Source organism: Tepidicaulis sp., from assembly GCF_965222285.1.
Taxonomy (GTDB): Bacteria; Pseudomonadota; Alphaproteobacteria; order Parvibaculales; family Parvibaculaceae; genus Tepidicaulis.
On the sequence record NZ_OZ244942.1, the window covers coordinates 1,862,849 to 1,884,771 of the forward strand.

22 protein-coding genes are annotated in these 21,923 nt (G+C 61.0%); 13 read left to right on the plus strand and 9 right to left on the minus strand.

Going from position 1 to position 21,923, the window contains the following annotated elements; genetic code table 11:
• Positions 1-433 precede the first annotated feature (433 nt).
• Together ACOQOT_RS08825 and ACOQOT_RS08830 are read right to left on the minus strand one after the other, a co-directional pair.
• Positions 434-1,807, minus strand: coding sequence for a PleD family two-component system response regulator (locus tag ACOQOT_RS08825; protein WP_420558937.1), 1,374 nt, complete (start codon positions 1,805-1,807; stop codon positions 434-436).
• Between the two features lie 3 nt (positions 1,808-1,810).
• Complete coding sequence (locus ACOQOT_RS08830) at positions 1,811-2,176, minus strand: response regulator (protein WP_045448862.1); 366 nt, start codon at positions 2,174-2,176, stop codon at positions 1,811-1,813.
• Between the two features lie 181 nt (positions 2,177-2,357).
• On the opposite strand from ACOQOT_RS08830, the gene ACOQOT_RS08835 reads away from it, so the two are divergent.
• From ACOQOT_RS08835 to ACOQOT_RS08850, 4 genes are read left to right on the plus strand one after another with little or no spacing between them, the layout of a single operon-like run.
• Entirely contained in the window at positions 2,358-2,636 is a 279-nt protein-coding gene (locus ACOQOT_RS08835; protein ID WP_420558938.1) for a DUF3572 domain-containing protein, read from the plus strand.
• A gap of 26 nt (positions 2,637-2,662) precedes the next feature.
• Positions 2,663-3,355 (plus strand): hypothetical protein, encoded by a 693-nt coding sequence (locus ACOQOT_RS08840; protein ID WP_420558939.1) that lies wholly within the window; start codon positions 2,663-2,665, stop codon positions 3,353-3,355.
• Between the two features lie 12 nt (positions 3,356-3,367).
• Positions 3,368-4,282 carry an ROK family protein gene (locus tag ACOQOT_RS08845; RefSeq protein WP_420558940.1) on the plus strand — a complete coding sequence of 305 codons (915 nt, stop codon included), beginning with the start codon at positions 3,368-3,370 and terminating at the stop codon, positions 4,280-4,282.
• 34 nt (positions 4,283-4,316) lie between these two features.
• Positions 4,317-5,609: a DNA polymerase IV gene (locus tag ACOQOT_RS08850; protein WP_420558941.1), complete on the plus strand. Its 1,293-nt coding sequence runs from the start codon at positions 4,317-4,319 to the stop codon at positions 5,607-5,609.
• Here the strand turns inward: ACOQOT_RS08850 and ACOQOT_RS08855 are convergent.
• Positions 5,579-6,439, minus strand: a complete 861-nt coding sequence (locus tag ACOQOT_RS08855) for an EipB family protein (protein ID WP_420558942.1) — start codon at positions 6,437-6,439, stop codon at positions 5,579-5,581. The genes ACOQOT_RS08850 and ACOQOT_RS08855 overlap by 31 nt on opposite strands.
• 106 nt (positions 6,440-6,545) lie before the next feature.
• Between ACOQOT_RS08855 and ACOQOT_RS08860 the strand changes: the two genes are divergently transcribed.
• Both ACOQOT_RS08860 and ACOQOT_RS08865 read left to right on the plus strand, forming a co-directional pair.
• Complete coding sequence (locus ACOQOT_RS08860; RefSeq protein ID WP_420558943.1) at positions 6,546-7,511, plus strand: 2-hydroxyacid dehydrogenase; 966 nt, start codon at positions 6,546-6,548, stop codon at positions 7,509-7,511.
• A gap of 168 nt (positions 7,512-7,679) precedes the next feature.
• A complete protein-coding gene (locus tag ACOQOT_RS08865; protein WP_420558944.1) occupies positions 7,680-8,462 on the plus strand; it encodes a GGDEF domain-containing protein in 783 nt (260 codons plus the stop codon).
• A 23-nt stretch (positions 8,463-8,485) separates the two neighbouring features.
• Here the strand turns inward: ACOQOT_RS08865 and ACOQOT_RS08870 are convergent, their stop codons facing one another.
• On the minus strand, positions 8,486-9,535 hold the full coding sequence (locus tag ACOQOT_RS08870; RefSeq protein ID WP_420558945.1) for an agmatine deiminase family protein: 1,050 nt from the start codon (positions 9,533-9,535) through the stop codon (positions 8,486-8,488).
• A 116-nt stretch (positions 9,536-9,651) separates the two neighbouring features.
• Here ACOQOT_RS08870 and ACOQOT_RS08875 point away from each other — a divergent pair, with 116 nt between their 5' ends.
• From ACOQOT_RS08875 to ACOQOT_RS08890, 4 genes are all read left to right on the plus strand, one after another.
• Entirely contained in the window at positions 9,652-10,134 is a 483-nt protein-coding gene (locus tag ACOQOT_RS08875) for a RidA family protein (protein WP_420558946.1), read from the plus strand.
• A 63-nt stretch (positions 10,135-10,197) separates the two neighbouring features.
• Entirely contained in the window at positions 10,198-11,382 is a 1,185-nt protein-coding gene (locus tag ACOQOT_RS08880; RefSeq protein ID WP_420558947.1) for a GNAT family N-acetyltransferase, read from the plus strand.
• Between the two features lie 28 nt (positions 11,383-11,410).
• Complete coding sequence (locus ACOQOT_RS08885; RefSeq protein WP_420558948.1) at positions 11,411-11,830, plus strand: HIT family protein; 420 nt, start codon at positions 11,411-11,413, stop codon at positions 11,828-11,830.
• Between the two features lie 34 nt (positions 11,831-11,864).
• Entirely contained in the window at positions 11,865-13,571 is a 1,707-nt protein-coding gene (locus ACOQOT_RS08890) for a hypothetical protein (RefSeq protein ID WP_420558949.1), read from the plus strand.
• Between the two features lie 74 nt (positions 13,572-13,645).
• Here ACOQOT_RS08890 and ACOQOT_RS08895 read toward each other — a convergent pair whose 3' ends face one another.
• Positions 13,646-14,014, minus strand: a complete 369-nt coding sequence (locus ACOQOT_RS08895; RefSeq protein ID WP_420558950.1) for a VOC family protein — start codon at positions 14,012-14,014, stop codon at positions 13,646-13,648.
• A 211-nt stretch (positions 14,015-14,225) separates the two neighbouring features.
• Between ACOQOT_RS08895 and ACOQOT_RS08900 the strand changes: the two genes are divergently transcribed.
• Positions 14,226-14,432, plus strand: a complete 207-nt coding sequence (locus tag ACOQOT_RS08900; RefSeq protein ID WP_420558951.1) for a hypothetical protein — start codon at positions 14,226-14,228, stop codon at positions 14,430-14,432.
• 49 nt (positions 14,433-14,481) lie between these two features.
• Here ACOQOT_RS08900 and clpA read toward each other — a convergent pair whose 3' ends face one another.
• The gene (gene clpA / locus ACOQOT_RS08905) at positions 14,482-16,878 is read right to left on the minus strand and encodes an ATP-dependent Clp protease ATP-binding subunit ClpA (protein ID WP_420558952.1); all 2,397 of its coding nucleotides are present in this window, start codon (positions 16,876-16,878) and stop codon (positions 14,482-14,484) included.
• 76 nt (positions 16,879-16,954) lie between these two features.
• A complete protein-coding gene (gene clpS, locus ACOQOT_RS08910) occupies positions 16,955-17,332 on the minus strand; it encodes an ATP-dependent Clp protease adapter ClpS (RefSeq protein WP_420561931.1) in 378 nt (125 codons plus the stop codon).
• Positions 17,333-17,820: 488 nt separating this feature from the next.
• Here clpS and ACOQOT_RS08915 point away from each other — a divergent pair, with 488 nt between their 5' ends.
• Positions 17,821-19,395, plus strand: a complete 1,575-nt coding sequence (locus tag ACOQOT_RS08915) for a serine hydrolase (RefSeq protein ID WP_420558953.1) — start codon at positions 17,821-17,823, stop codon at positions 19,393-19,395.
• Positions 19,396-19,397: 2 nt separating this feature from the next.
• Here ACOQOT_RS08915 and ACOQOT_RS08920 read toward each other — a convergent pair whose 3' ends face one another.
• Positions 19,398-19,868 (minus strand): DnaJ domain-containing protein, encoded by a 471-nt coding sequence (locus tag ACOQOT_RS08920; protein ID WP_420558954.1) that lies wholly within the window; start codon positions 19,866-19,868, stop codon positions 19,398-19,400.
• A 49-nt stretch (positions 19,869-19,917) separates the two neighbouring features.
• Positions 19,918-20,868, minus strand: a complete 951-nt coding sequence (locus ACOQOT_RS08925; protein ID WP_420558955.1) for a division plane positioning ATPase MipZ — start codon at positions 20,866-20,868, stop codon at positions 19,918-19,920.
• A 306-nt stretch (positions 20,869-21,174) separates the two neighbouring features.
• Between ACOQOT_RS08925 and ACOQOT_RS08930 the strand changes: the two genes are divergently transcribed.
• Complete coding sequence (locus ACOQOT_RS08930; RefSeq protein WP_420558956.1) at positions 21,175-21,912, plus strand: hypothetical protein; 738 nt, start codon at positions 21,175-21,177, stop codon at positions 21,910-21,912.
• Positions 21,913-21,923 lie beyond the last annotated feature (11 nt).

Below are 21,923 nucleotides of genomic sequence, written 5' to 3' on the forward strand. Positions count from 1 at the left end.
CACAGGAAACGGCGGCCAATCGGAATTCGCGGCGTAACAGAGGAGGCCACTCCTAACCACGTGCCGACCGGCCTTCCTCGCGCGCCCGGGAGATGCGGCGGACCCGGGCATCGCAAGGACCAGATGACAAGAAAGGCTCGATACATATATGGCCGGAACCCGGCCATGGAACCCCCCTTTGCCTTAGGTATAGGGATAGCACGAAGCCTCCGGCGAATGAAGCAGGATAATAGCTAGGCTTAATATGTCATTGTTTTATAATAAAAAATTAAGGTTAACGCAGGACTTTAAACCGCAGAAAACAGCCATTTCTCCCAATCAAAGCCAGCCGGTCCCGCTCCCCGCCCCAAAACGGGACGGCGGCGGGAGTGCTGGACTGTAGGAGAAATTGGGGGAGAGAACAGACGCCCGAAAGGCCCCCTCAAGGAGCACGTTAAGCGGCCTCGGCAACCACCCGGTTGCGGCCTTCGCGCTTGGCGCGGTAAAGCGCCTGGTCTGCCCGCTCGAGAAGCGCGGAAGCATCATCGGCAATGCCGAGCGTTGCCGCCACACCGATGCTGACGGTGATCTTCAGCTCCACCGCACCTTGCGCTGCAGCAAAAGCCCGGTCGGCGATCTGCTGGCGCAGCCTCTCGGCGATCGAATAGGCAAGCGCTACATCCGTGTCGGGCATGACGACGACGAATTCCTCCCCGCCCATCCGGCAGGCAAGATCGACGCCGCGCACATTGGCCTGCATGCGCCGGGCGAATTCTTTCAGCACATCATCGCCCACCGCATGGCCATGCGTGTCGTTGACCGGCTTGAAATAGTCGATGTCGAGCACGAGCAGCGAGACGGGTTTGCCGGTCTCGTTATGCTGCGCCACCAGCGTGCCGAGATGGTGGGTCATGTAGCGGCGATTATAAAGCCCGGTCAGCGGATCCGTGATGGCCGCCTCAAGGCTTTCCTGCACCGTCTGGCGCAGTTGATCCTGATAGCGCTTGTGGCGCAGCTGCGTCTTACAGCGGGCCAGCAGCTCGCTGCGGTCCAGCGGACGCAGCAGATAATCGTTCACGCCAATGTCGAGCGCGCGCACGAGGCGGGGCATGTCGCCCTCTTCCACAAGCGCCAGCACGGGAATATTACGGGTCGCATCGAGCGATTTGAGCTGCGAGCAGAGCCGCAGCCCGTCCACTTCCTGCAGCGACAGGCTGATGACGATGAGATCGTAGCGATTGTCCTGCACGACGGAGAGAAGCCGGTTCGGATCGCCGAGCACGGCCACGTCATGCACTTCCGCCAGCGTTTCGGCGATGCGGCGGCAGGAAATTTCACGGTCGTCGAGCAGCAGCACGCGGCCTTTGATTTCGCAGCTCGGCCCTTCCGGCTCGCCCGGCTCCACAAGGCCGATGCGCTGGCCCGTGCTTTCACGCATGCGCAGCTCATCCATGAGCATTTTCAGGCGCACCAGGCTTTTCACGCGGGCAAAGAGCGCCACGTCGTTCACCGGTTTGGTGAGAAAATCGTCGGCGCCGGCCTCAAGACCTTGCACGCGGTCGCTCTGCTGGTCGAGCGCGGTCACCATGATCACGGGAATATGCTGGGTGCGGGCATCGGCGCGCAAACGGCGGCAGACTTCGAAGCCGTCCATACCGGGCATCATCACGTCGAGAAGAACGATGTCGGGCAGCTCGCGCTGCGCAACTTCGAGTGCTTCGGGTCCGGAAGCCGCCTGCAGCACCTCGAAATACTCAGCCGATAACTTAGCGTCGAGTAGCTTTAGGTTGGCCGGGACATCGTCGACAATGAGAACTCTGGCCGTCACCACTTACCCCAAAAAACGCTGAACGGTTTCCAGAAATTGCGTGACCGAAATCGGCTTGGCGATATAGGCCTCGCACCCCCCCTCGCGGATCTTTTCCTCGTCGCCCTTCATGGCGAATGCCGTCACGGCAACCACCGGGATGGAGCGCAAATTATCGTCTTCCTTCAACCACTTGGTGACTTCCAGCCCGGACACTTCCGGCAGCTGGATATCCATGAGAATGAGGTCGGGATGATTGGCGCGGGCGATTTCCAGAGCTTCGATACCGTCCCGCGTCTGCAAGGTGGTATACCCGTGAGCATCCAGCAGATCGTGGAACAGCTTCATATTGAGCTCGTTGTCTTCCACGATAAGAACCGTTTTCGACATTGCTTTCGAAGCTCCCCTGGGAAAAACATCCGGTTACCAGACAGAGAAGGTTCCGGCTGGCTTGTTACAGTTGAACTCAATATCGTTAACTAAGTCTTTAAAGGCAGACTGGAAGAAGCAGTTCTTTGCTGAAACCCGCCGGATACTTAAAATTGTCTTTCTGAGGAAAAAGGGCCTGTAAATGCAGAAAGATACCGCCGAAACCATCGCCCTTCAGGGCCTTGCCTATATCGCGGAAAACGAAAGCGAGCTTACCGCATTCCTGGAGGCGACCGGCGTCGATATTAAGACTTTGCGGGCCAATGCCTCGAGCCCTCATATTCTGGCCGGCGTGATCGACTTCCTCATGATGGACGACAAGCGCCTCCTTGCATTTTGCGAAGAGGCGGGCCTGCCCCCCGAAACACCGGGCGAGGCCCGCCAGGCCCTGCCCGGCGGCGACCAGCCTCACTGGACTTGAGGCCCCGCCCGGGCGATAAAACTGCCATGAAAGCTCCCGAACCAGATTTCCTTGCCCTGGATGCAGCCGTTCAGGCTCAGATTGATGCGCTGGACCTTGCCCCCGGACGCCCCCTCATCATTTCCGATGCCGATGAAGTGCTGTTGCAATTCGTGCAAGGGCTCGAAATCTATCTGGAGCGCCAGGGCCTCTGGCTCGATCTGCAGAGCTTCGCGCTGACCGGTAATGTGCGTCGCATCGGCACGAATGAGCGCATTCCCGCCGCTGAAATGCCGGATATTCTCGGCGGCTTCTTTGCCTCCGAAACCGCCTCGCTGAAAGCGGTGCCGGATGCCGCCGAAACCCTCGCCGACCTTTCCAAACGCGCGCAGATCGTGGTGCTCACCAATGTGCCCCAGGATCAGCGCGCGGCGCGCGCCGCTTGCCTGGCGGGCCAAGGGCTCGATTATCCCGTCATCGCCAATACGGGCCTGAAAGGCGGCGCGGTGCGCTATCTGGCCGAGGCGGCGGGCCGCGCGCCGGTCTTCTTTCTCGATGACATTCCGCACAACATTTCCGCCGTCGCCAAGGCCCATGAGGAAAGCCAGCGCATTCATTTCATTGCCGATGAGCGCCTCGCCAAATTGCTGCCGCCCTGCGATGACGGCCATTTCCACACGACAAAATGGCAGCTGGCAGGCGATTTCATCCATTCCCGGCTGGACGAAACCGGCTTTTAAGCGGCACGCCCCATGCGCATCGGCATCGACCTTGGCGGCACGAAAATCGAAGGCATTCTGCTTGCCCCGGATGGTCGGGTATTAGCCCGCGAGCGGCGCGAGACACCGCGCGGGAATTATCCCGCCACGCTGGAGGCCGTTGCCGTGCTCTGCGCCGCGCTGAAGAAACAAGCAGGCGGCAAAGCCACGATCGGCCTCGGCATGCCCGGCGCCCCTTCGCCCGCCACCGGCCTCATCAAAAACGCCAACTCCACCTGGCTGATCGGCAAGCCCTTGCAGGCCGATCTCGAAGCCAGCTTCGGCCAGCCCGTGCGCCTTGCCAATGACGCCGACTGCTTTGCCCTGTCGGAAGCCGCCGATGGCGCGGGCGCAGGCGCGCGCTCCCTCTTCGGCGTCATTCTGGGCACCGGTGTGGGCGGCGGCCTCGTCTATGAAGGCCGCCTCATCAATGGCCCCAATGCCATTGCAGGTGAATGGGGCCACAATCCCCTGCCCGCCCCGCAGGAAGGAGAATTGCCGGGCCCCGACTGTTATTGCGGACGGCGCGGCTGCATCGAAACCTGGCTTTCGGGCCCGGGTCTCGCGGAAGACCATTTCCGCATTTCAGGTGAGAAAGCCGAACCCCAAGCGCTTGAGGCCCGCGCCGCCTCAGGCGATGCGGCCGCCGCCGCCACCCTAGCCCGCTATGCGGACAGGCTCGCCCGCGCGCTTGCCGGGGTGATCAATATTTTCGATCCGGAAGTGATCGTGCTCGGCGGCGGGCTTTCCAATCTCACCTTGCTTTATGAGGATGTGCCCGCCCGCTGGGCGCGGTATATTTTCTCCGACCAGGTGGCAACGCGCCTTAAGCCCAATCTGCATGGCGATTCCAGCGGCGTGCGCGGGGCGGCTTGGCTGTGGAGCGAAGCGGAAGCCGCCGCGCTTTAAGCGGCTTGCCGCAAAGAAACACCAAGGGAGCCAGATGGAGACCGGGCTGTGCCGGGACTGTTTCACGGTGCTGCCGGAGGGCGCGAGACGCTGCTCCTCCTGCGGGCGGCCCCGGCTTGTCTTCCACCCGGAAATTTTCTCCCTCTCCATCGCCCATCTCGATTGCGATGCCTTTTATGCGGCCATCGAAAAGCGCGATAATCCGGAGCTGCGCGATAAGCCGTTGATCATCGGCGGCGGCAAGCGCGGCGTCGTCAGCACCGCTTGCTACATCGCCCGCACAAAAGGCGTCGGCTCCGCCATGCCCATGTTCAAGGCCCTGGCCAAATGCCCGGAAGCGGTGGTCCTTTCTCCCAACATGGAAAAATATGCCAAGGCCGGCAAAGAAGTGCGCCAACTCATGCGCGAGCTGACGCCGCTTGTCGAACCGCTTTCCATCGACGAAGCCTTTCTCGACCTCACCGGCACCGAGCGGCTGCACAAAGCCCCGCCCGCCATCTCCATGGCCAAGCTCGCCAAGCGCATCGAGGCGGAAATCGGCATCACCGTCTCAGTCGGTCTCAGCTACAACAAGTTTCTGGCCAAGATTGCTTCCGACCTCGACAAGCCGCGCGGCTTTTCGGTCATCGGTGAGGCGGAGGCACTGGACTTTCTAGCGGAAAAACCCGTCTCCCTCATCTGGGGCGTCGGCAAGGCTTTGCAGGCAAAGCTGGAGCGGGACGGCATTACCCGCATCAAGCAACTACGCACTTACGAAGAAAACGATCTCCTTGCCCGTTACGGCGTGATGGGGCGGCGGCTTTTCCGCCTTGCCCATGGCCAGGACGCGCGCATCGTCAGCGCCGAGCGGGAAGCGAAAAGCATTTCCTCCGAAACGACATTCGCCAACGACATTTCCTCATTTGCCGAGCTCGACAAACGGCTCTGGCCGCTTTGTGAGAAACTATCCGCGCGCATGAAAGCGGCAGGCCTTGCCGGTCAGACCGTGGTGCTGAAACTTAAGACGAAAGACTTTAAAACCCGCACCCGTAATCAGCGCCTGTCCGACCCCAGCCAGCTTGCCGAAGTGCTGTACCGTACCGCTTCACCGCTCTTGAAAAAGGAGTGTGACGGCAAAACCGCCTTCCGCCTGCTGGGCGTCGGCTTTGCAACGCTCACCGATGGCGATCTCGCCGACCCGCCGGACCTGCTCGATCCGACAGCAGCGCGGCGCGCGGCAGCCGAGCGCGCGATGGATGAAATGCGCTCCAAATTCGGCAAAGGCATCATCACGATGGGCCGCGGCTTCAAGGCGCCTCAGCGCTCGCAAGGTTCGGACGGTAAATAGTCGAGGCTGCTCAGCCCCGCATCGACCTTAAAGTCGATGTAATCCATCGTTAGCCCGCTTGAAATCCCGTTTGCATAAAGATGGTAGGCCACCTGATATTCCGGCACGCCGTCCACACGGGAGGGATTGTGATAGGAAAGCTGGACGCGCCACCATTCCTGCGCTGCCATGTCCTTTGCCGCTTCCTCGCCCATTTTCACGCCGTCAAGCGTCGCGTCATCTCCCCGGCTTTTGCCGATAAAGGCCGAGGCGAGAAAAGCCGTATCGACCTCCGCGCCTTCATAAATCGGCCGGCTATAAGTCGTATCGCCCGCCTCCGCCGTTTCCACCAGGACAAGGGAAAAGGCGCTCGGGAAAACGGTTTCCGGCGCAAGCGCCAGATCCGGCGCATTGGGTTCTTCAAAATGCACCGCAGGTGTCCCTTCTTTCGAAGCGCGGCCCTTGATGCGTTCGACTTCCTCACCGTTCATGAAACGCTGAAAGTCGAATTCAAAATTCCGCCCGTCCGCCGCCTCCGAGCTTCTAAAGCGCAGATCGCGCACCACCCGAATATCGTCCATCGTCACGACCTGCATGACGAGACGCTGGGCGAGCTTGTAGCCGGTGCAGGCATTACCCGTCCATTCCAGCACCATGCGCCCGGAAAGATCGGCAATGTCCGCAGACATTTGGGAACTGTCGAGCTTGAGCTCATAAACGGCCCGGTGCGGCTGAAATTTACCGGCGAAAGCCGGCGGCACCAATGCCGCCCCCAGCACTGCCCCCAGCACTGCCGAAGCGGTTACCGAAGCCAGAGCTGCTTGCCGCAAATACCGTCCAAACACTGTCATCCTGCATCCTCTCCCATGCGCGGCCTTGCGAAGCGGCGGGTTTTTGCCGATCTTGTCATTGGCCCGCCCGAGCCGCCGAATTATGCCAGAAAGAAAGCCTGCTTGCATGTCCTTGCCGCGCGTCCTCGTTACCCGCAAATTGCCCGCCGATGTGGAAGCCCGGCTGAAACGGGATTACGCCCCGCTTTTGAATGAGGAAGACCGGCTTTTCAGCGCCGGGGAACTTGCCGCCCGCGCTGAAGGCATGGACGCGGTCCTGGCGACGGTGACGGACAAGCTCGATGCCGCCGCGATAAACGCCCTGCCGGGCAGCGTGCGCATCATCGCCACCTTCTCGGTCGGCTACGACCATATCGATGTCGCTGCGGCGGCAAAGCGCGGCATTACCGTGACGAACACGCCCGGCGTGCTCACCCATGCCACCGCCGATATCACGCTCCTTCTCCTTTTGGGCGCAGCGCGCGGCGCGGGCTGGGGCGAAGCCATGATCCGCCAGAAGACGTGGCAGAACTGGGCGCCGAGCGGCCCGCTCGGCACGGATGTGACGGGCAAGAGGCTCGGCATACTCGGCATGGGCCGCATCGGTCAGGCCGTGGCCCTCCGGGCGCGGGCCGTCGGCATGGAGATCCATTACCACAACCGCAGCCGCCTTTCCGAAGCCGGGGAGCAAGGCGCGCAGTATCATGAAAGCCCGGAGGCGCTGTTCGCCCAATCGGACATTCTTTCCATTAATTGCGCCTCCACCCCGCAGACACGCGGCCTTATCAATGCGCGCACCCTGGCGCTCTTGCCCGAAGGCGCCATTGTCGTGAACAGCGCGCGCGGCGATATTGTCGACGATGAGGCACTGATCGCGGCCCTACAAAGCGGCAAGGTGGCCGCCGCCGGGCTCGATGTTTATGCGGGCGAGCCCGACATTCACCCCGGCTACCGCGGCCTTTCCAACACGTTTTTGCTGCCGCATCTGGGCAGCGCAACGCGCGAGACACGCAATGCCATGGGCTTTTGCGCCCTCGACAATCTCGATGCCTTTTTCGCCGGAAAAGCGCCGCCAAACCCCGTTACCCCCTGAGCCATTTTGCCCTGCCAACCTTGCCCACCGGCAGGAAAAGGGGAATTTTTTGCCTATTTCCACATGAAGAAGCGCCTCTAAACCCTTGGATTTATGGGGATTCGCATTTGGCACATGGCTTGCGCTGGCATTGGCGGGGATGACAAAGGGCAATGCCAGGAGAAAACGATGGGGCTCGCCAAGGCAGATAAGACAACCACGCTCGAGACAAAACGAGCGGCTCCCGCCACCGGGCAAAGCATTCACCCGGTGATCGATACGCTTGAAATGCGCATGCGCTGCGCATTGCTACGCGATGCCGGACGGGCGGACACGCCGGAAGAAGTAATTCGCCGGGCGCTCGATTATGCCTCCGAAGCCGAACAGCGCATCAGCGAGCTCTCAGCCCGTGTCAAACTGCTGGAATCGCTCGCCGTGACGGATGAGCTGACCGGCCTTTTGAACCGGCGCGGCTTCCAGGACATGCTCTACCGCAATCTTGCCAGCGCCACGCGGCACAACGAGACGGGCGTCCTTGCCTTTATCGATCTCGATGAATTCAAACAGATCAACGACACCTATGGCCACGCGGCGGGCGATGCGGTGTTGCGCAAGATCGGCCAGTTCCTGCGCCGGAATATTCGCACCACCGATTATGCAGCGCGGCTTGGCGGCGATGAATTCGCCCTGCTTTACGTGCGCGGTGAACATGCCCGCGCAAGAGAGCGCGCGCGCGAGCTCAATGAAAAGCTCAATGGCCTTATCGTGCCTTGGGAAGGCCACTCGATCGAAGTGCGCGCCAGCATCGGCATGGCAAGTTACGACAAGGATTCCACCGCGATGGAACTGCTCGATCTTGCCGACCGGGCGATGTACCGGGACAAGAGCCGGCCCCGCAAGAAACCGGCTACCCGCCGCAAGAGCGCTGTCACGCGCACCCGCGCCGCACAAAGGAAAAAGGCCAGCGCGTAAGCCTGGCCTTATCCATCGCCCTTTTATCCGTCTGCCAAAGCGGCAGGCTGCGCCAGCACCGCCGCGTGCAAGGAGCGGCCTGCCCAGGCAAGATCTCCTGCCGGCACACTGACGGCTTTCCGGCCCGGAAATAGCTCCGCCAGAATATCTCGCGCCCGCGCGTCATGGGCGTCCCCATAAGCGGGCACCAGCAGCCCGCCATTTACCGGATAGAACCCGACATAGGAAAACTGCGTGCCATGGCCTTCGGTTCCGGCAAAAAGATCGCGGGTGAGCGGCACGTCGACAATCTCCAGCGCCCTGCCCCGTGCATCTTTTGCTTCTGAAAGCTGGGCGCGCGCATCGGCCAGCACTTCGGCTTGAATGGGGTCCGCCTCGCTTCCGCATGCAACGGCAACACGGGCAGGCCCGGTGAAAGCCGCCACCTGATCCACATGACCGCCGGCTTCATCATGTGCCATGCCGCCGCCCAGCCAGATGATGCGCCGGGCGCCGCAGAACATGGCGAGCGCTTCTTCGATTTCGCGGTGCGAATGTTCGCGGTTGCGGTTGCTGTCGAGCAAAACCGCTTCCGTCGCGATCAACGTGCCCGATCCGTCCGCGCAGACCGCACCGCCTTCCAGCACAAGCTCGCCTTCATAGCGTTTCAGACCGATCTCATCGAGCAGCTTTCCCGCCAGGCGCCGGTCATTGTCGATATGGCGGAAATGACCGCCCAGCCCGTCATATTGCCAGTCGATACCCGCAACACCGCCCATCCCGTCGATCACGAACATCGGCCCGTTGTCGCGGATGCGCCCATCGTCCTGCGCCATGACATGCAGTTCGACCGCGCTGTCGCGCCCGCAGGCAAAACGCGCGGTCGCCTCATCTTCCGGCCGCACGATGAGGCTGACCGGCTCGAACTCGGCAATGGCCCGCACGAGCCCTGCATAAGCGGCATGAGCTTGCGGCAGCGCCTCGCCCCAAATATCCGCGCGGGCCGGCCACTCGATCCAGGTGCGTTCATGCGGCTCCCATTCGGCGGGAAGGAAAAATCCGTCGGTGAGCGGGCTTTGATAAATGGACTCCATGATGCTCCGGAACTGTTGCTAATAAGAATTACGGTGTAGGTTGAAGCGAGCACAGAGGCAGCCTTTAACGCAATGAAAAAAGCCCCACATGGGGACAAACACTATCGGGAAAGATCATGGCAGGACCGGCAACGTCAGCAGAAATCGAAAAACGCTTGAGCGATCTCGGCATCACGCTGCCTGCGCCTTCGGGCGCGGCGGGCAATTACGTGCCCTATGTGATCAGCGGCAATCAGCTCTTCATTTCAGGTCAAGTGCCGCTTTCCCCCGAGGGGCTGAAGTTTCAAGGCAAGGTCGGCGACGCCTTCAGCATGGAAGAGGGCCAGGAAGCGGCAAAGCTCTGCGCCATCAATATTCTGGCCCAAGCGAAAGCGGCCTGCGGGGGCGATCTGTCCCGCCTCAACCGCTGCGTCAAGCTCGGCGGTTTCGTCAATTCCACCCCCGATTTCGACCAGCAGCCCGCGGTGATCAACGGCGCCTCAGACCTCATGGTTGCGGTATTGGGTGAAGCAGGCCGCCATGCCCGCACGGCTGTAAGCGCGGCGAACCTGCCCTTCAATGTCGCCGTTGAAATCGACGCCATCTTCGAAATCGCGTGAACACTCCTGCCTGTCATTTGCCTTCCCCCGCAGCGGCGCTAGACTCCTTTGCCGGAGGACCTTATGGGCGATGAAGAACAAGTCATGATCCGCGTCGTGCACGCCATTAGCGAGGTAAAGGCGGAGGAATGGGACGCCTGCGCCAACCCGCCGGGCGAGCCGCGCAATCCTTTTGTCTCTCACGCCTTTCTAAAAGCGCTGGAAGAAAGCGGCTCGGCCACCCGCTCGACCGGCTGGGCGCCCTATCATCTCGTGATCGAAGAGCCGGGCGGCAAGCTGGCCGGCTGCCTGCCCATGTATCTAAAGAACCATAGCCGGGGCGAATATGTCTTCGATTACGGCTGGGCCGATGCTTTTGAGCGCGCAGGCGGGCGCTATTACCCCAAGCTCCAGGTCTCCGTGCCTTTTACGCCCGCCAGCGGCAGACGGCTTCTTGCCCGCCCCGGCCCGGCGCGCGCCCATATCGAAAAACAGCTTCTGGCGGGGGCGATGGAAGTCTGCCGCCAGCTCGAGGCCTCTTCCATCCACTTCACCTTTCTGCCGAAGGAGCAATGGGACGAACTTGGCAAGATCGGTCTTCTGCAGCGCACCGATCAGCAGTTCCACTGGACGAACCGGAATTACGCGGCCTTCGACGATTTCCTCGCCGATCTTGCCTCGCGCAAACGCAAGAACCTGAAAAAGGAACGGGCCCGCGCGCTGGAAAACGGCATCGAGATCGAATGGGTGACGGGCGCGGACCTTACCGAAGATCACTGGGACGCCTTTTTCATGTTCTATATGGACACCGGCGCGCGCAAATGGGGCACGCCCTACCTCACCCGCGAGTTTTTCAGCCTGATCAACGAGACCATGGCCGATGACACGCTGCTCATCATGGCAAAGCGCGAGAGGCGCTATATTGCCGGGGCCTTGAATTTCATCGGCTCGGATACGCTTTTCGGGCGCAATTGGGGCTGCATCGAGGATCACCCCTTCCTGCATTTCGAGTGCTGTTATTATCAGGCCATCGATTTTGCAATCTCGCGGGGCCTCAAAAAGGTCGAAGCCGGGGCGCAAGGGGCACACAAGTTGGCGCGCGGTTATCTGCCCGAACATACCTATTCCGCCCATTACATCGCCAATCCGGGCCTGCGTGAGGCCGTGGGCGATTATCTGGAGCGCGAGCGCGCCTATGTCGATCAGGATATCGAGATGCTTGGCGAGCACTCCCCCTTCAGGCACGATAAGGAAAACGAACCGGACTAGTCTGACGCCAGAACAAGGGAGAAACCCGATGGCCTATGATGACAGCAATGTCTTCGCGAAAATCCTTCGCGGAGAAATGCCCTCCATCGCGCTTTACGATGATGAGATGACCTATGCCTTCATGGATGTCATGCCGCAGGCGCCGGGGCACTGCCTTGTCATTCCGAAATTTCCCGCCGAAAATCTTTTCGACCTCGACGCCGATTATGCCGCCGCCATGGCGCGCACGGTGAAGAAACTGGCGCCCGCCGTGAAAAAAGCCATGGATGCGCCGGGCATCATGATCGCGCAGCTCAACGGCCCGGAAGCCGGACAGACCGTCTTTCACATCCACACCCATATCATCCCGCGCTGGGACGGCATCGACATGAAACTGCATGCGCGCGAGATGGCGGATATGGACGAGCTGAAAGCACAGGCAGAAAAAATCAAAGCCGCGCTGAACTGAGCGCCGCCGGTTTAGACATAAAGGGGGGGAGAGAATGAACAAGAAGAACAATCTGAAGATCGCGGCAGGCCTTGCCGCTGCGCTCGCGCTGGCAGGTTGCGACGATCAAAAAGCGGCGGAAGAAACCGCACCAAAGGAAACGGAGACGCCGGCCACGCAAGAAGAAAGCGTAGCGCCCGCCGCCGCCCCCGCCTCTTACACGCTTGAAACTGTCGTGCCGGGCTCCGCCTTCCACGGCATTCACGGCATCACCGAAACATCCGATGGCAAACTGCTTGCGGGCAGCGTGCTTGGCCGCGCGATCTATGAGATCGATAAAGAGACCGGCACCGTCAGCATTTATGAAGCCCCGCCCACCGGCATGGCCGACGATCTGGAAGAAGGCCCGGACGGCGCGCTCGGCTGGACCGCATTTCTCGACGGCAAATATTATCTGCGTACGAAAGACGGCGAGCTGCGCACCCTTGCCGAAGACCTGCCGGGGCTCAACTCCACCGCCTGGAACATGGAAGGCCGGCTCTTTGCGACGCAAGTCTTCCTCGGTGACGCGCTTTATGAACTCGACCCGCAAGGCATCGCCCCGCCGCGCAAGATCATGGAAGACATGGGGGGCCTCAACGGTTTCGATTTCGGCCCGGACGGCAAACTCTACGGCCCGCTCTGGTTCAAGGGCGAGATCGTCCGCGTCGATGTGGATGAAGCCACGCTGGAAACCGTGGCAACGGGCTTTAAAACACCCGCCGCCGTCAATTTCGATTCCAGAGGTAATCTCTGGGCCGTCGATACGGCGGAAGGCGCGGTCTATAAAGTCGATATCGACGATGGCACCCGCATGAAAGTCGCCGATGTCGATGCCGCCATCGACAATCTGGCGATCACTTCGGACGACCGGCTTTTCATCACCAATATGGCGGATAATGCCATCATCGAAATCGACACTGAGACGGGGGAAAGCACCCCGCTCGTCAAAGGCAAACTTGCGGTCGCCGCCGATCTTGAGCTAGTGGAGGAAGACGGCCGCGAAGCGCTCTACGTTGGCGATGTTTTCGCGCTGCGCAAGGTCGACCTTGCCGATGGCAGCGTCAGCGAAGTGGGCCGCGTTTTCGGCTCCAATGTCGATTATCCGATTTCCGTTGCCGAGGCTCATGGGCGCATCGCGGTTGCCGGCTGGTCGGCCGGCGCCGTGCAGGCATTCGACGTTGGCGCGGCGGAACTGCCGGGTCCCCATCACGGTTTCAATACGCCGACCGATGCCCTGCCCCTGGCAGATGGCGGTCTGCTCGTCGCCGAATATGGCCGCGGCGCGCTGGTGAAAGTCGCGGCGGACGATTGGAAAAACCGCACGGATTTCCTCACCGGCCTCCAAGGCCCCGCCAATCTCATGCAGGCGCCCGACGGACGGGTCTATTTGAGCGAGCAGCTGGCGGGACGCATCTCCGTGCTCGATCTTGAAACCGGTGCGCTGATGCCCGTGGCCGAAGGTCTCGAAGGGCCGGAAGGGTTCGACATCGATGCGGAAGGCAATCTCTATGTGGCCGAAGTCGGCGCGCGCCGGATCAGCCGCATCGATTTGTCGACGTCCGAGAAGATCGTCATCGCCGAAGACCTGCCCATCGGCTTCGGGTTTGAGGGGGACGTGCTGCCGCTCAACGTGCCGACCGGTGTTGCCGTTGCCAAGGACGGCGCGGTTTATTTCACTTCCGACATGGAAGCGGCGCTTTACAAACTCACGCCGCAATAGGCGCGCTTTCAGACAATGAAAAAGGCGAGACCCGGCAAGGGGCCCGCCTTTCTTTTAGCTTATCGCCTCACGGCTTAGCCGAGGTGGAAAACCACCAGCTTGTTGCCGTCGAGATCGCGGAAATAACCGCCGTAGAAATTATCCGTGCGCGGGCCGGGATCGCCTTCATTCGTCGCGCCAAGCTCCAGCGCCTTGGCATGGAACTGGTCCACTACTTCCTTGGACGGTGCGGCGATTGCGGGCATCACACCGTTGCCGACCGTGGCGGGGTTGCCGTCATGGGGTTTCGTCACGGCGAGCATCGCGCCATTGCCATTGCCCCACATCACAAAACGGCCCGGATCGGTCGCGGCCTGCTTGGCGCCCACCAGCGGCACAAGCTGCTCGTAAAAAGCCACCGCTTTGTCCAGGTCGTTCGTCCCAATCATTAAATAACCCAGCATCCCTGTTCTCCTTCATAGTCGCGGCGGTTCTTATGTCCGCCTTCAGGTGGCATCACTTAACAGCATTCACGCTTGCCCCTGCAAGCGTCCCGGACAATTCCCTTGGAGATAAAATGCGAAGACCTTAGAGCCAATTCATCACGTTTCCGTGTTGTCAAATCGGCCCGGCACAGTACCATGCCGCGTCTTTGTGAAATATGGGGGATGAGACATGTGGGCAATCGTTGCCGTTACCTTGCACCTGCTCGCCGGGCCGGATGTATACGTCATAACGGATGCGGGCACGTTTGAAACGAAGGAAGCCTGTGAAGCGGAAATCGCAAAATCCGTTCCGGCAAAACTCGAAGGCGCGGCGCTGGATGAATACAAGGCCGGCAGCCGGGGCTATATGTGCATCAAGGCAATCGAGCCGAAATAAGCAGCCCATCTAGCGAAAAGAAAAGGCCGCCCCATGGGGCGGCCTTTCGTTATTCAACCATCAGCGGCACTTTGGGAACGGACGAGCCGCCGCCCGGCGAATTACCGCTATCGCCGCCATCCCCACCCGGCTTTTTCGGGCCGGAGCCTTTGCCGTTTTTCTGCGAGCGTTTTTTCGGCGGGGGCGCCGCTTCGAATTCAAAGCTGAGCGCATCGTTCTTGACGATGACGCGCACGACGCCGCCATGTTTCAGCTCACCAAACAGCACTTCATCCGCCAGCGGTTTCTTGATGTGCTCCTGAATGACGCGGGACATGGGCCGCGCGCCCATCTGCTGGTCATAGCCATGGCCGACGAGCCAGCGTGTCGCTTCCGGCGTCAGCTCGATGGTGATGTGACGGTCGGCCAGCTGCGCCTCAAGCTGCATGACGAACTTCTCGACCACGCGGGCGATAACCTCTTCGGGCAGATTGCCGAAGGGGATCACCGCATCGAGGCGGTTGCGGAATTCGGGCGTGAAGAGCTTCTTCACCGCTTCCTCGTCTTCGCCTTCCCGCTTGATACGGCCAAAGCCGATCGGCTCTTTCGCCATGTCGCTGGCGCCCGCATTGGTGGTCATGATCAACACCACATTGCGGAAGTCGATCTGCTTGCCGTTATGGTCGGTAAGCTTGCCGTGATCCATCACCTGCAGGAGGATGTTGAAGAGATCCGGATGCGCCTTCTCGATCTCATCGAGCAGGAGCACACAGTGCGGATGCTGATCGACACCGTCGGTCAAAAGCCCGCCCTGATCGAAGCCGACATAGCCGGGCGGCGCACCAATGAGACGCGACACCGTGTGCCGCTCCATATATTCGGACATGTCGAAACGTAAAAGCTCGACGCCCATGATGCTGGCGAGCTGACGGGCAACCTCGGTCTTGCCGACGCCGGTGGGACCGGAGAAGAGATAAGACCCGATCGGCTTTTCCGGCTCGCGCAGGCCCGCCCGCGACAGTTTGATCGCGGAGGCAAGCGCATCGATCGCCTCGTTCTGGCCGAAAACCACACGCTTGAGCTCGTTGCCGAGATCGCGCAGCTTTTCCGTGTCGCTCTTGGAAACGGATTTCGGCGGAATGCGCGCCATCGTGGCGATGACTTCCTCGATCTCCTTCACACCGATGGTCTTCTTGCGCCGCGATTCCGGCAGGATCATCTGCCGAGCGCCGGCCTCGTCGATCACGTCGATGGCTTTGTCCGGCAATTTGCGGTCCGCCATATATTTAGACGACAGTTCCACCGCCGACTTCACCGCTTCATTGGTGTAGCGCAGCCCGTGGAATTCCTCGAAATAAGGCTTGAGCCCTTTCAGAATCTTGATCGTGTCGGGCACCGACGGCTCGGTCACGTCGATCTTCTGGAAACGGCGCACCAGCGCGCGGTCCTTTTCGAAGTGCTGACGGTATTCCTTATAGGTGGTCGAACCGATGCAGCGCAGCGTACCGCTGGCAAGCGCGGGCTTGAGCAGGTTCGAGGCATCCATCGCCCCGCCACTCGTCGCGCCGGCGCCGATGACGGTGTGGATTTCGTCGATGAACATCACCGCGCCCGGATAATCCTCAAGCTCCTTGATGACTGCCTTGATGCGTTCTTCGAAATCGCCGCGGTAGCGCGTACCGGCCAGCAGCGTGCCCATATCGAGCGAAAAGATCGTGGCGTCTTTCAGAACGTCCGGCACCTCGCCATTGACGATCTTGCGGGCAAGACCTTCGGCAATCGCCGTCTTGCCGACGCCCGGATCGCCGACGAACAGCGGATTGTTCTTCTGGCGGCGGCAGAGAATCTGGATCGTGCGCTCGACTTCCTTGTCGCGCCCGATCAAGGGGTCGATCTTGCCCTTCTCCGCCTTCTCGTTGAGATTGACACAATAGGCTTCAAGCGCTTCCGTCGTGCCTTTCGCGCCGCCCTCTTCCGTCACCGCCTCTTCTTCGACGCCGCGCACGGGGCGCGCCTCGTTCATATCGGCGCGCTTGGCGATGCCGTGGCTGATGTAATTCACCGCGTCATAGCGCGTCATATCCTGCTCTTGCAGGAAGTAGGCGGCATGGCTTTCGCGCTCGGCGAACATGGCGACGAGCACATTGGCGCCCGTCACTTCTTCGCGGCCGGAGGATTGAACGTGAATGACGGCGCGCTGGATGACGCGCTGGAACCCTGCCGTCGGCTTGGCTTCTTCACCATCGTCGATGATCAGGCTCTGCAGCTCATTGTCCACATATTGGACAAGCTGCTGGCGCAAATGTTCCAGATCCACATTGCAGGCGCGCATGACCGCTGCCGAGTCCCGATCATCGATCAAGGCCAGCAACAGGTGTTCAAGCGTGGCGTATTCGTGCTTTCGCTCATTAGCCAAAGCCAACGCTCTGTGAAGACCTTCTTCGAGACTACGGGACAATGATGGCACGTGTTTGTTCCTGCTATCTGAATGTTACCGTTTGAAAGCGCGTCCCTCTCTCCTCAACCTTTTTGTCTCGGCAGCGCTAATCCCGTTCCATCGTACACTGCAACGGGTGTTGATGTTGGCGTGAAAAATCGACGACTTGCGTCACTTTGGTCTCGGCGACTTCATACGTATAGACACCGCAGATGCCGACGCCGTGCTGGTGCACATGCAGCATGATCTGCGCGGCCTCTTCCGGGCCCTTGTTGAAAAACCGCTCCAGGATATGAACGACGAATTCCATGGGCGTGTAATCGTCGTTAAGCAGCAGCACCTTGTACATGGAGGGCTTCTGCGTCTTGGGCTTGGTCTTAGTTATGACGCCCGTGCCGGTGCCGCCCTGGCCGCCAATATCCTCGCCGTCGCCATCTTCCGAGAGGCGCCAAGGCGAAAGAGAGGCGTCCAAATGCAGGCCCATACCTGCCGGATGCTCCGTCACTTCCGAAATATCTTTCTTAATCAACATCTTAGCGTGACGTTCCCGTATAACTGACTGTAAAACCACCGGACCGGAATTCCCCTGCCTCTATTACATAGGAAAAATTCAACCTAATGAAAGAGCCGGGATGCGCGCGAAGGGTCCCGGAAAGCCGCGCAAACCTTGCAAATTCACCTTGCAAGCCTGCCATGGACCGGCCCGCCTGGACAAGCGGTCAAGATGAGCACCGGGCAAATGCCCCGCCGGCACCCCGCCGCAAAGCCCCGTTCGGAAAAACCTTCACCAGAATGCGAATAAAGTTTGAGGCAAATTTTTACCTTAACGAAAGGGTAATGACGCCTCCCCTAATGTAGCCGCTGGAAACGGTGCAGAAATTGCAGGATTTTTTCTGCGGCATCTTGGATTTTACACAAACTGACAGTACTGTGATGCAGGGATCAGGGGTTTTTGTAACTGAGCGGGTTTCCATGTGGGGGAAAGCGCGAATCAGTGCGTCCGGGTTGTCTTATTGGGGGATTGTCAGCGCAGCCCTTCTGGCGCTGAGCCTCTTCTTTGCGCCTGCCGCGCACGCCAACAGTAAATATGCGGCCATCGTCATCGACGGCTACACGGGGAAAGTCGTGTTCTCCCGGAACGCGGATAATGCCCGTTACCCTGCCTCGCTCACCAAAATCATGACCCTCTATATGGTTTTCGAAGAGCTGGAAGCCGGCCGGCTCTCGCTCGACACGCGCATGAAAGTCTCACGCCGCGCGCAAGGCCAGGCCCCTTCGAAGCTGGGCCTCAAAGCCGGTCAGTACATCCGCGTCGACGATGCGATCAAGGCGCTGGTCACGAAATCCGCCAATGACGTGGCAACCGTGGTGGCCGAACATATCGGCGGCACCGAAAGCGCCTTTGCCCGCAAGATGACGGCGAAAGCGCGCGAGCTCGGCATGCGCCGCACCCGTTTCATGAATGCCTCGGGCCTGCCCAACACGCGCCAGAAAACCACCGCCCGCGACATGGCAAAGCTCGGCCAGCGGATCCGCGAGGATTTCCCCGAATATTACACCTATTTCTCGACCGAGCGCTTTTCCTGGCACGGGCGGAACTATTCCAACCACAACAATCTGCTGGGTAAATATGGCGGCACGGTCGGCATCAAGACGGGCTATACCCGCGCTTCCGGCTTCAACCTGACCGCCGCCGTCGAGCGGGACGGCAAATACCTCATCGGCGTTGTCATGGGCGGGCGCAAAGCGCGCACCCGCGACAATCACATGGTGGAAATTCTGGACGATGCCTGGGACCGGGTGCGGCCGGGCAATCCGAGCACCTTGATGGTGAAAGCGCCGCTGCCTATCGAAAAGCCACCGGTGACCTTCGCCGCCAATCTGCCCGACACATCGGACCCCGCGCTGATGGCCTCGCTCGATCTGGGCAGCACATCCGGCCGCGGCGCGCAATTTACGAATACCGAATTCCTGCCGCTCGAGCCGCCGGCCGAAGAGGAACTGCCGCTGCGCCGCGCCTCGCTGAGCGAGCCTGCTGTGCCGAGCGCTACGCCCAGCCAAGTCGAAAGCCCGGCCGCGCGCCTTGCCAAGGCCGCTCTGCGCGAAGCCGCCGAGCCGCTTGAGAAAGTCGGCAATCTGATCGCCCCGCCCGCTCACGCCCATGGCGGAAATACCGGCGCAACAGGCAGCACGCGCAATGTCGCCCTGCCGCCGCCGCCCAAGAAACAGCCCTCGCTGGTGGGCTCGCTCTTCCCGCCGGAAAGCTGGGTCATCCAGATCGGCGCCTACCGCGATCCGGCGCAGGCCGTGGACCGCATTCGCGAGGCCATGCAGGCCGCGCCCGGCGAGCTTTCCAATGCCGTGCCGGTAACGGTGCCGGTGATGACGGGCGATACCACGCTTTACCGCTCGCGCTTCGGCGGCTTTGACGAGCTGACCGCGCGCAATGCCTGCGGCCAGCTTGCCCGCGTGAATATCAGCTGCATTGCGCTGCCGCCGTCCGGCTGGTCCGCGGCTTCCGCGCGCCGCGCGCCCAATAACGGTTAAGCCTATTTCTTGAGAAGCACGTCTTTTGCCTCATTGATCTTCGAGGCGAGATAGGTGGTCCCTTCCCTGTCGGGATGGACCTTGCCGAGCAATTTGCGGTGCGCCTGTTTGATCTCATCTGCCGAGGCGCCTTCTCGAAGGCCGAGTACTTCCAGCGCCTCCGCCCGGCTCATCTGACCCGGCTGCGGGGGCCTGCCCCCCATGCCGCCGGCAGCACCGCCGGAAGCATTACCGCCGAGCTGACCAAACGGCCCGAAGCCGCCAAAGCCGAGAAGCCCCGCCGCCGCGCCGAACAGCACGACAGCCAGGCCGATACGGCCGGTCAGCGCAAGGCCGAGCCCGACGATAATGGCCGCCGCCGCGCCAAGGGTGCGCGCCCGGCTGACAACACGCGCACTATCGGCATAGGCAAGTCTGTAGAGAAACCATAAAAGCCCGGCCAGCAGCACCCCGCCCAGAACGAACCAGATCATCCAGTGTCCTTTCGCGTTATGGTGGCCCGGCGCCTCATTCAGAGGCCTGCTAGCCTTCTCCTGCCATTTCGGTCAGAGGCAGGTCCAGCGTCTCGATAAGCTGGCGCACTTCGGCGCGCGCCGCCACATGCGACATGGACCAGGCGCCCCCCTCTTTCAAGTCGAGCAGCGTAAGACCGGAGGGAAACATCTCACGGAAGATCACCCGCTCGCCGAAACCGGGCGCGAGGCGGAAGCCGATCCGGTCCGCCAAAGTTTCGAGTACGCCTTCGAGGCGGCGCTTGTTCTTGGCATCCAGCATGGACAGCCTGTTGCGCATCACCACCCAGTCGATGCTGCCGCCATCGGCCATGGCGCGGCGTTTACGGCTTTCCCAGACCATTTCCGAATAAACGCTGGGGCCCTTTATCTCATAGGTTTGCGGGTCGACACGGGCCAGCAGATCGAAATCGACGAAACTGTCATTCATCGGCGTGATGAGCGTATCGGCCACCGCATGGCCGAGCCGGGAGAGAAAAGAATCCGAGCCCGGACAATCGATCACCACGAAATCATGGGCGGCGGAAGCGCGGGCAAGACCGGCCTGAAAACGCTCCCGCTCATCTTCCTGACGCTCGGCGACGGTTTCTTTCTGGGAAAGCTCGATCACCTGATGATCGGGCATGGCAAGGCGCACGCCGTTAGACTGCGACCAGGCCGCACGGTTTTCCACATAGCGGCTCAAGGAACGCTGGCGGCTGTCGAGATCCATGGAGGCGACGCGGAAGCCTTCCTGCAGCAGAACGGCAATGACATGCATGGCGCTGGTGGTCTTACCCGAGCCGCCTTTTTCGTTGCCGAGCACGATGACATGCGCGCGGCGGCCGCGCCCGCTTCCCGTCTGAGATTCGCCTGGCCCCTGCTCGCCCTGCATGCGGCCTCTCTCCCCCGTTTCGGCGGACCCGCCGTCCCGCGTCTCCTGCGCCGCCATTTCCAGCGTGCCGCTTTGCCCGTCCATCATACCCTTACCCCGACTCATAACCCCGATACTGCCACGGGCGGCGGAGTTTGTTGTGACCCATTTGGCAAGTCAACCGGCATCACGCGCGCGGGACACCGCCGCGCAGGAGGGGCAAGCCGCAGGAAACTCCCATTCCCAGCCGCCGGCCGACATTTGGCCCGGCACTTATCCCCGCTTCTTTAAAAGCGGCGATACTGGGACATCGAAGCGCAAATGCAGGCGCTGCTTGCTGGGGGCCTGCCAGCCGTTAAACTGAAACAGCGCAGGCGATTCACCGCCGCCGAAATGGAACCGGATTTGTTTGTCATGATGATGCGCCGCCAGATTGCGGGTTTTCTTACAGGGTTTCTCTTTGCCCTTTGCGCGGGACTTACCGCCTTTACCGTTCCCGTTGCCCAGGCGGCAGAAGCAGATGAGCAGAAAGCCCATTTCCGCGTGGTGCGGGTGGAAAGCGACGATGTTTTGAACATGCGCATCGTGCCCGATCCTTATGCGGCAAAAGTCGGCGCCATTCCGCCGGATGCGCGGGGCATCGAGGCGACGGGCCGCACCGCCAAGCGCGGCGATTACATCTGGCGGGAAATCATGTACCGCGATGTGACGGGCTGGGTGAACAGTCACTTTCTTGTGCGCGACCGGGCGCAAACAGCGGGCGCGCCGCGCCAGATCACACCGGACCCTGAAATCACCGGCAGCACCTCCGGCACCAGCGTTTTTCTGGAACCCTTGAGCTGCGCAGGCACCGAACCTTTTTGGGGGATGCTTTTGAAAGGCCGGGAGACGGTGCTCGATTCGCTCGCCGACGGGCCCTTGAAGATCGATCTTTCCCCGGCCCGCCAATCACCGCAAATGTCCACCGCCTGGGCGATCGATGCGCGCACGGAAGCCGGGAACAAGCCCGTCTCCATCATCGTGCGGCGTACCAATCAATGTTCGGACGGCATGTCCGACATCATCTTTCCATACGAAACATTCATCACCATCAGCGGCGGGCCGTTCTATGCCGGCTGCTGCAACACCGCATCGGGCAGCGGCAAGAACTAGCGCCGCCTTCC

Excerpts from the sequence above, each read along its gene's own strand:
- ACOQOT_RS08890 (WP_420558949.1), top strand. The coding sequence starts at position 11,865 with ATGAACAAGAAGAACAATCTGAAGATCGCGGCAGGCCTTGCCGCTGCG.
- ACOQOT_RS08875 (WP_420558946.1), top strand. The coding sequence starts at position 9,652 with ATGGCAGGACCGGCAACGTCAGCAGAAATCGAAAAACGCTTGAGCGAT.
- ACOQOT_RS08885 (WP_420558948.1), top strand. The coding sequence starts at position 11,411 with ATGGCCTATGATGACAGCAATGTCTTCGCGAAAATCCTTCGCGGAGAA.
- ACOQOT_RS08930 (WP_420558956.1), top strand. The coding sequence starts at position 21,175 with ATGATGATGCGCCGCCAGATTGCGGGTTTTCTTACAGGGTTTCTCTTT.
- ACOQOT_RS08925 (WP_420558955.1), bottom strand. The coding sequence starts at position 20,868 with ATGATGGACGGGCAAAGCGGCACGCTGGAAATGGCGGCGCAGGAGACG.
- ACOQOT_RS08835 (WP_420558938.1), top strand. The coding sequence starts at position 2,358 with ATGCAGAAAGATACCGCCGAAACCATCGCCCTTCAGGGCCTTGCCTAT.
- clpS (WP_420561931.1), bottom strand. The coding sequence starts at position 17,332 with ATGGGCCTGCATTTGGACGCCTCTCTTTCGCCTTGGCGCCTCTCGGAA.
- ACOQOT_RS08915 (WP_420558953.1), top strand. The coding sequence starts at position 17,821 with ATGTGGGGGAAAGCGCGAATCAGTGCGTCCGGGTTGTCTTATTGGGGG.
- ACOQOT_RS08865 (WP_420558944.1), top strand. The coding sequence starts at position 7,680 with ATGGGGCTCGCCAAGGCAGATAAGACAACCACGCTCGAGACAAAACGA.
- ACOQOT_RS08895 (WP_420558950.1), bottom strand. The coding sequence starts at position 14,014 with ATGCTGGGTTATTTAATGATTGGGACGAACGACCTGGACAAAGCGGTG.
- ACOQOT_RS08845 (WP_420558940.1), top strand. The coding sequence starts at position 3,368 with ATGCGCATCGGCATCGACCTTGGCGGCACGAAAATCGAAGGCATTCTG.
- ACOQOT_RS08855 (WP_420558942.1), bottom strand. The coding sequence starts at position 6,439 with ATGACAGTGTTTGGACGGTATTTGCGGCAAGCAGCTCTGGCTTCGGTA.
- ACOQOT_RS08840 (WP_420558939.1), top strand. The coding sequence starts at position 2,663 with ATGAAAGCTCCCGAACCAGATTTCCTTGCCCTGGATGCAGCCGTTCAG.
- ACOQOT_RS08850 (WP_420558941.1), top strand. The coding sequence starts at position 4,317 with ATGGAGACCGGGCTGTGCCGGGACTGTTTCACGGTGCTGCCGGAGGGC.
- ACOQOT_RS08830 (WP_045448862.1), bottom strand. The coding sequence starts at position 2,176 with ATGTCGAAAACGGTTCTTATCGTGGAAGACAACGAGCTCAATATGAAG.
- ACOQOT_RS08920 (WP_420558954.1), bottom strand. The coding sequence starts at position 19,868 with ATGATCTGGTTCGTTCTGGGCGGGGTGCTGCTGGCCGGGCTTTTATGG.
- ACOQOT_RS08900 (WP_420558951.1), top strand. The coding sequence starts at position 14,226 with ATGTGGGCAATCGTTGCCGTTACCTTGCACCTGCTCGCCGGGCCGGAT.
- ACOQOT_RS08860 (WP_420558943.1), top strand. The coding sequence starts at position 6,546 with ATGTCCTTGCCGCGCGTCCTCGTTACCCGCAAATTGCCCGCCGATGTG.
- ACOQOT_RS08870 (WP_420558945.1), bottom strand. The coding sequence starts at position 9,535 with ATGGAGTCCATTTATCAAAGCCCGCTCACCGACGGATTTTTCCTTCCC.
- ACOQOT_RS08880 (WP_420558947.1), top strand. The coding sequence starts at position 10,198 with ATGGGCGATGAAGAACAAGTCATGATCCGCGTCGTGCACGCCATTAGC.